Here is a 6,019-nt window from a genome sequence, read left to right on the forward strand (position 1 = left end):
CACTCGATGCGACGCACCAAGGCCTCGCTCATCTACAAAGCGACTGGAAATTTGCGAGCGGTACAGATCCTGCTCGGCCATACCAATATCGAGAACACGGTTCGTTATCTGGGGGTGGACATCGACGACGCGCTGACCCTGTCGGAGCGTACCGAAGTCTGAGTGTTTGCCGGCTCCTCGCATTGCCGCGGAGCCGGCTCATGCAGATGAACCAACGGCAGCTATCAGGCTCCGGATCGTGCCCATCGAATGACGGCTTAGGCGGCGAATGCAGTCGAGAATTTGCAAGAAAGCTCGAGTAGCTGTTCGCGCCGAATTCCGGACATTTGCTAACCCGGCCGAGTGCCCAGCATCCGTCGAACGGATTGGGCCTCATTGCTCATGCTCTCGAACATGAATGGGCTTGAGCAGGGTGCTTGTAAAAGTGTCAAAGCGTCAGGCTCGTGGTTGGGCACAATAGTCGCGCTTGGGCCGCGAAGGGGCGGTGAGCTGGAACTTGGCTTACGCAATGCGACGAGGAACGGGCCAGCGGTCAATTTCTTTGGCAACCCGAAGGTGGAGTTATACCACGTGAGCGTAAGCTTCTTCGGCGCTATGCCAACCAATGTTTCGTCAACTTGCATTTCAATGCGCGCATAATCGCCCATGAGATCGTGGTCACCTGTATAGAACTCGCGATCTTGAGCGGATAGGTGAGGATTAGATAGCATCCTATCACGAAATACCTGATCACGAACGATAGTGTAGTTCAGGACGCGTCCGACGAAAACCACTTCGGCATACTTGACATCATCCAGAACAATTGGAGCGTGCATCCGACAAGCGTAAGTTGGCTGGCTCGCCGATCCGCATGTGAGGGCGATGGCTGCAATTGACCCACGTAGCATTTGCGTCCTCCCGATGCCCAAATTTACTCCTGCACAAATGATTATGCTGAATCAGCTTAACGACCGCTTTCCCGATAAAGCTGACGGGGCGGGCTCGATGAACAAATGTCGGCTTTGGCGTAGTCGAAGAGTGCCACGGAATGGCCGAAATGTCGGCGGCTTCGGCCCCAGCAGTTCCGCCTGCCTCCTGAAAGGGCCAACGGCGGCTTTCCACATTTTCGTCCTTTGAGCGGCCTGTCGGGACCCGACGACATGCTGGACGTTCATGAGTTTTGCCACCGTGCCGGAAACCTGTCATTCGTTCACTTCGACACAGATCGCGTAAAACGACCAGTTGCGGCCATTTCGCGCTTGGGGCAGCGTCATCATTCCCAGATGCCGAGGCGCGAATGAGTGACGTCAAATTGCTGTCCGAACCGACGAACTATGCCGTCGTTCACCTTCCAGACCGCAGGTTCCCTGGGATCGTGTTCCAAGGTGATAGTCTGCACATATTGATCAAGGATTTAGAGCACGTGGCGAACGAGATCGATCCGCTGGAGAAGGAAGCAGAGTTGGCTTACGTCATTGAGCGTTTACGGGAAGTCCAAGCGCACTACGACGCCGTATTGGATCGGGAGGGCATAGAGCCGCCCTATGCCCGTGATTGACCGATTCCGACCCAAAGCTGGTCTTTCCGGGACTGATTATGGACTCCCAATAGGAGACATTGGCACGCAGCGTTTCGATGGTACTCAGTGGTCACATGAACAGTCTTGCTAATGATCCCCGCTCAACTCCCGATCTGTTTCGAACTGCACTCCAGTCCGACAGCGACCACGCTTGGGATGCAGTAGCCGCGCTTCACTGGCGCGGGTCCAAGGAAGTTCTCGATCGCGCGCTTGCGCTATCATCTTCGGAAAATGTGTCGGAGCGTGCGCGGGCCGCCGACATTCTTGGTCAACTCGGGATTCCCGAACGGACCTTCCCCAATCAATGTTTCGATGCCCTGCTGCATTTGCTTTCGGACGACGCCCAGCAGGTTGTGTTCTCGGCGATCTTTGGCATTCAGCATCTCGACCGCGTGAAGGCGGCACCACACGTCTTGCCCTTCGCTAATCATCAGGATGACAACATCAGATATGCTGCGGCGTTCGCGCTTGGTGCGGTCAATACGCCCGACGCGATTGCCGCGCTGCTGATGCTGATGGGAGACGGGGACGACGAGGTCCGCAACTGGGCCACTTTCGGGGTCGGACAGCAAAGTGAAGCGGATTCGGAAGAAATACGAGCGGCGCTCGCCGCTCGGCTGAACGACGACGATCCCGATGTGCGTTACGAGGCGATCTGCGGTCTTGGTCGCCGTCGCGACGGTCGGGCGATGGGCTTTCTCAAGACCATCCTTCATGACGATCCGGATGATACCTTCGCTCGCGAAGCAGCTGCGAAGCTACTGGGCCTGGACGAAAGCCGAGATACGGCGACGAGTGAACTTCTCGGTGCGCTACAGCGGCGTCAGCGATGGACCTCCAGCCGAGCAGGTGGCGCCAATCGACGATAGGCATAAGCGTTCGCTTACGAATACGCAGTCAATGTTCGCTTCCGACAAAATGCTGACCAACAGCGGACTGTCCGCAATCCACGACAAGGCTGACATCCTGGCGCCGCTGGGCATCTCCCAAAACCGGTCATTGTTCTCAATCTGAACGTAGGGCAGGAATCAGGCAGCCGAAATCGAGCTCTGGATGACGGCTTTGTCGGCGAAAGCTGTCCCAATACAGGTGGTTATTGCGAGCGGCGCGTCGGCCGGGCATCACAAGGTGATAAACTATCCGTCCCCATAGGAAACTGTCACGTCTAGGATCGCCACAGCCGCCGCCAATAGGGACTTGAAGCTACTCCGCCGCCTGTTGCGTGCGAAGGATCGAATGGATGCCGCTCCGCACGAAGAGTGGCCGGTGTCGCGACTGGCAAGCGTGAGCGGCACCTCCACGGCGCATTTTGCGCGATCGTTCCGAGAGGCATTCGGGATTCCGCCGCACCGCTATCTGCTAACGCGCCGCGTTGAACGCGCAGCAGCCCTGCTGAGAGATACCGAACTGCCGGTAACCGAAATCGCATTCCAGACAGGTTGGAGCAGCTTGGGAACCTTCGGCCGGACTTTCCGCGACGTGACCGGTGAGAGTCCGGGCGAGTTGCGGGAGCGGAGACAGGCGGCGCCGGGCGACCTGGAGCAGGTGCCTCACTGCTTCGTCAGCGCTGCGCAGCGACCCAACCTCAAAATGGCAGTTTCGGAGAAGCGGCGACGGGAGAGCGACGATAAGACCGAGTGACCGAAACGGAGGTTCCATGACACAAGGTGTTCAAGTTGCTGGCCTGTACGTCCACGATCAGGACGAGGCGCTTCAGTTCTACGTCGAGAAGCTTGGGTTTCGCGTTCATACCGACGCGCGCAACGGCGACTATCGATGGCTCACGGTACAGCACCCCGGTCAGCCAGAGTTTCAGCTCGGCCTGTTCCGGCCGCAGGCGCCGACGGTAGACGACGCCACTGCGCAGGAACTGCTGAAAGCGGTCGCCAAAGGAGCGATGCCGCCGCTGGTGCTGGTCGTCGACGATTGCAGGGCCGCCTATGAGACGATGCGCGGCCGTGGTGTGGAATTCACGCAGGAACCGATTGCCCGCTATGGCTCGATCGACGCGAGTTTCCGCGACCCATCGGGCAATGGCTGGAAGCTGATCCAGGCGCGCTGAGGCATCCATGTGCCTTATACCATCCTGGTTGATCTTCAGGGGAGGTCATTATGATTTCGCAAAACGTGATCCGTCAAAGCCATCGCTGGCTGGGAATCATTCTAACGCTGACTATTCTCGCCAATTTCCTGGCGATGCTGTTCGGGCCACCACCGCCGGTTCTCGTCTATGCGCCGCTTGCTCCATTGGCGCTGATGCTGGCTAGCGGATTGTACATGTTCTTCCAACCCTACCGCCGAAAGACCGGGCAATCGTGATCGGCGACCCAATCAAGTCGAACCAACGAGGGCCAATTTCGGGGTCTCGTTCTCCCGCCCTTGGAGGCAAAAAGCGGACTCGAAGCAGGCACCCCCGCTCGTCCTGAACGAACGACCGGTTTCAGGCTGCCGATAGGGCTCGTTGGACGTCCGCAAAGTCGGCGAAGAACGTCAGGCGAGCGTTTCGACAAGCTCAGCGATTTCGAAAGTGAAGCTCTTCCATCCGCGCATCCGAGCGGCCTCTTCGGCCGGTGCACGCTTGCGGCGAGCATCGGCGAGCGAACGGGAGTGGCCCCAGAACACCTCGGTCTTGCCGCTTTCGAGCTCTGCCACAATTCGCCAATAATGTGTGAAGCTGTCGGTCGTCGGCCCGATGGTCTTTACATATCCATCGGTCATGGTCGCGGTGAGATAGCGGCGCTTCTTCCTCATGGGCATCCCATTGCCTCAATGGCAGCTCGAAACAATGCCGTCGTCTGCGAATGACCCGAACTCGTCAGTCGACAAATGGCCCCTATTAAGTCGTGCTACACGAGCTGAACGTACGACAGCTATCGGGAAGTCGAAAAGCGCTCGGTAATGTCCGAACTGTCGGCGCTGGCTGCCGTTCGTTCGCTCGCCTAGATCGTCATGGGCGTTTTGTGATGTCTAATTTCGCCTCAAGCGCGGTCAGATCTTCCAGGAACTGCTGTTCGAATTTCCGGCGATGGGCAAACCAATAGCGCTCTTGATAACAGGGTACGGTGACGATCCGATCCTCGTTCAGCGTCTCGCGCCCAAATCGTTCGACGATCAGTTGCTCCGCGACAGAAACACGAAGTCGATACTTGTGCCAGAATTCACGCTCGAGCTGATCGGCGTCGTGGCGATCACAGACCATAGTGCCGCTTGCGTCCCGGCCGCTGTGGAATAAGGCTTCCCATCCTTCAGCGACGGCAATCCTCCGCTCTGCCGGCCGTTCACTTTTGCTACCGGATCGGCCAAGCTGGTCCGGTAATCCTGTGAGCAGTGCCAAAATGAGCAGCATCATTGCACAGTCCTCGCTCATCTACGCGCTCGAGAGCAATGCCTCGAAATTATTGCGTTCAGCTTACTCGAGAGGAAACGCCCTCGCGAAGCTTTGCGTTGAATGTCTTACCACGGCATTCCGGCCGCCCCGACGATCGATGAATGAATGACCGCTTTCAAGCAGCGAAGACCGTGTGCTGAACGTCCGATTTGTCGGCGGCTTCGGCCCCAGCAGTTCCGCCTGTCTCCTGAAAGGGCCAACGGCGGCTTTCCACATTTTCGTCCTTTGAGCGGCCTGTCGGGACCCGACAACTTTGCGGACATTAGGTCGCGCGATAGAGTGCAATCCAATTGGGGGGATGCATTTGGTGGAACAGGAAGGACAGATTTCGTTTATGCACCGCCCCGTGGGGTCGCAGCCAGCATTCGCCAGTTCGCTGTTCGATTACGACGATGCCACTTCGCTAAGACTCCCGGCGGGAGCTCGCTTCATTCGGAAGCTTCCCGACGACCGCTCGCTTGGCTACCTGCATACGCTCTACTCACCGATCTCTGGGGCCAACATGAGCAGCTGCAGGCTACGCTCGGACGACGTCTGCCGACGGAATATCAAGAGTTTCTCCTGTGGGCGAATGGCGGTTCGCTCTTCGACAACCAGATCTATCTGTACGGCTTTGTAGAGACACTCACGAGAAGCACGAAACTCGAGGATCAGGCCGCCATCTCTATTACTTGGCAGAACGAACTGTTTTCGGCGATGGAACCCGAGCGCTGGGAAAAAGGCTGGACGAGGGTTGGCAGCGCGGTTGGCTGGGAAAGCAAATTCGATCTACAGCTTCACCAGGACGGCGCATGCGCAATCGTTGGTACGCCGGGCGTGCATGTCGCTTCCTCATTCGAGGAATGCCTTTGCCTTCTGATAAGCCGCATCGGCACTTGTTTCTCCTCCGACGGGGTTATCGACACGAGCTATGCCCAAGTCGAAGCTGCACTGGAGAGCCTCATCCGACGCCAATGATGAGTTAATGGCAGCTTTCCATCTGTGGACGCCCCTAAAGACGCAAGCGGTATTTGAAGAGTTCGGCACGTAGTCGGATGCTGCCATCTGTCCGGCCTCTGATGCAGCGATAGAGC

Annotated in this window: 9 protein-coding genes; 7 read left to right on the forward strand and 2 right to left on the reverse strand. The window is 57.7% G+C overall.

Annotated elements, in window-relative coordinates; all coding sequences use genetic code 11:
• The 6 genes from MKI88_RS21015 to MKI88_RS21040 all read left to right on the forward strand — a co-directional run.
• Nucleotides 1-162, forward strand: a 162-nt coding sequence (locus tag MKI88_RS21015) for a tyrosine-type recombinase/integrase (RefSeq protein WP_241633513.1), incomplete at its 5' end; no start/stop codon positions are given.
• A 1,114-nt stretch (nucleotides 163-1,276) separates the two neighbouring features.
• Entirely contained in the window at nucleotides 1,277-1,537 is a 261-nt protein-coding gene (locus tag MKI88_RS21020) for a DUF6959 family protein (RefSeq protein WP_241633506.1), read from the forward strand.
• A gap of 95 nt (nucleotides 1,538-1,632) precedes the next feature.
• Nucleotides 1,633-2,427 (forward strand): HEAT repeat domain-containing protein, encoded by a 795-nt coding sequence (locus tag MKI88_RS21025; RefSeq protein WP_241633507.1) that lies wholly within the window; start codon nucleotides 1,633-1,635, stop codon nucleotides 2,425-2,427.
• A gap of 328 nt (nucleotides 2,428-2,755) precedes the next feature.
• Nucleotides 2,756-3,199, forward strand: a complete 444-nt coding sequence (locus MKI88_RS21030) for a helix-turn-helix domain-containing protein (RefSeq protein ID WP_407073396.1) — start codon at nucleotides 2,756-2,758, stop codon at nucleotides 3,197-3,199.
• Between the two features lie 16 nt (nucleotides 3,200-3,215).
• Nucleotides 3,216-3,620 (forward strand): VOC family protein, encoded by a 405-nt coding sequence (locus MKI88_RS21035; protein WP_241633508.1) that lies wholly within the window; start codon nucleotides 3,216-3,218, stop codon nucleotides 3,618-3,620.
• A gap of 50 nt (nucleotides 3,621-3,670) precedes the next feature.
• A complete protein-coding gene (locus MKI88_RS21040; protein ID WP_241633509.1) occupies nucleotides 3,671-3,877 on the forward strand; it encodes a hypothetical protein in 207 nt (68 codons plus the stop codon).
• Between the two features lie 171 nt (nucleotides 3,878-4,048).
• On the opposite strand, the gene MKI88_RS21045 is transcribed toward MKI88_RS21040, so the two are convergent.
• Both MKI88_RS21045 and MKI88_RS21050 read right to left on the reverse strand, forming a co-directional pair.
• Nucleotides 4,049-4,309, reverse strand: coding sequence for a hypothetical protein (locus MKI88_RS21045; protein WP_241633510.1), 261 nt, complete (start codon nucleotides 4,307-4,309; stop codon nucleotides 4,049-4,051).
• Between the two features lie 196 nt (nucleotides 4,310-4,505).
• Nucleotides 4,506-4,907 (reverse strand): hypothetical protein, encoded by a 402-nt coding sequence (locus MKI88_RS21050; protein WP_241633511.1) that lies wholly within the window; start codon nucleotides 4,905-4,907, stop codon nucleotides 4,506-4,508.
• A 144-nt stretch (nucleotides 4,908-5,051) separates the two neighbouring features.
• Here MKI88_RS21050 and MKI88_RS21055 point away from each other — a divergent pair, with 144 nt between their 5' ends.
• The gene (locus MKI88_RS21055) at nucleotides 5,052-5,903 is read left to right on the forward strand and encodes an SMI1/KNR4 family protein (protein ID WP_241633512.1); all 852 of its coding nucleotides are present in this window, start codon (nucleotides 5,052-5,054) and stop codon (nucleotides 5,901-5,903) included.
• Nucleotides 5,904-6,019: the final 116 nt, after the last annotated feature.

Source organism: Sphingomonas sp. LaA6.9 (genome assembly GCF_022601895.1).
Taxonomy (GTDB): Bacteria; Pseudomonadota; Alphaproteobacteria; order Sphingomonadales; family Sphingomonadaceae; genus Sphingobium_A.

Coding starts and splice junctions, on each gene's coding strand:
- MKI88_RS21020 (WP_241633506.1), top strand. CDS start 1,277: ATGAGTGACGTCAAATTGCTGTCCGAACCGACGAACTATGCCGTCGTT.
- MKI88_RS21050 (WP_241633511.1), bottom strand. CDS start 4,907: ATGATGCTGCTCATTTTGGCACTGCTCACAGGATTACCGGACCAGCTT.
- MKI88_RS21055 (WP_241633512.1), top strand. CDS start 5,052: ATGACCGCTTTCAAGCAGCGAAGACCGTGTGCTGAACGTCCGATTTGT.
- MKI88_RS21045 (WP_241633510.1), bottom strand. CDS start 4,309: ATGAGGAAGAAGCGCCGCTATCTCACCGCGACCATGACCGATGGATAT.
- MKI88_RS21040 (WP_241633509.1), top strand. CDS start 3,671: ATGATTTCGCAAAACGTGATCCGTCAAAGCCATCGCTGGCTGGGAATC.
- MKI88_RS21035 (WP_241633508.1), top strand. CDS start 3,216: ATGACACAAGGTGTTCAAGTTGCTGGCCTGTACGTCCACGATCAGGAC.
- MKI88_RS21025 (WP_241633507.1), top strand. CDS start 1,633: ATGAACAGTCTTGCTAATGATCCCCGCTCAACTCCCGATCTGTTTCGA.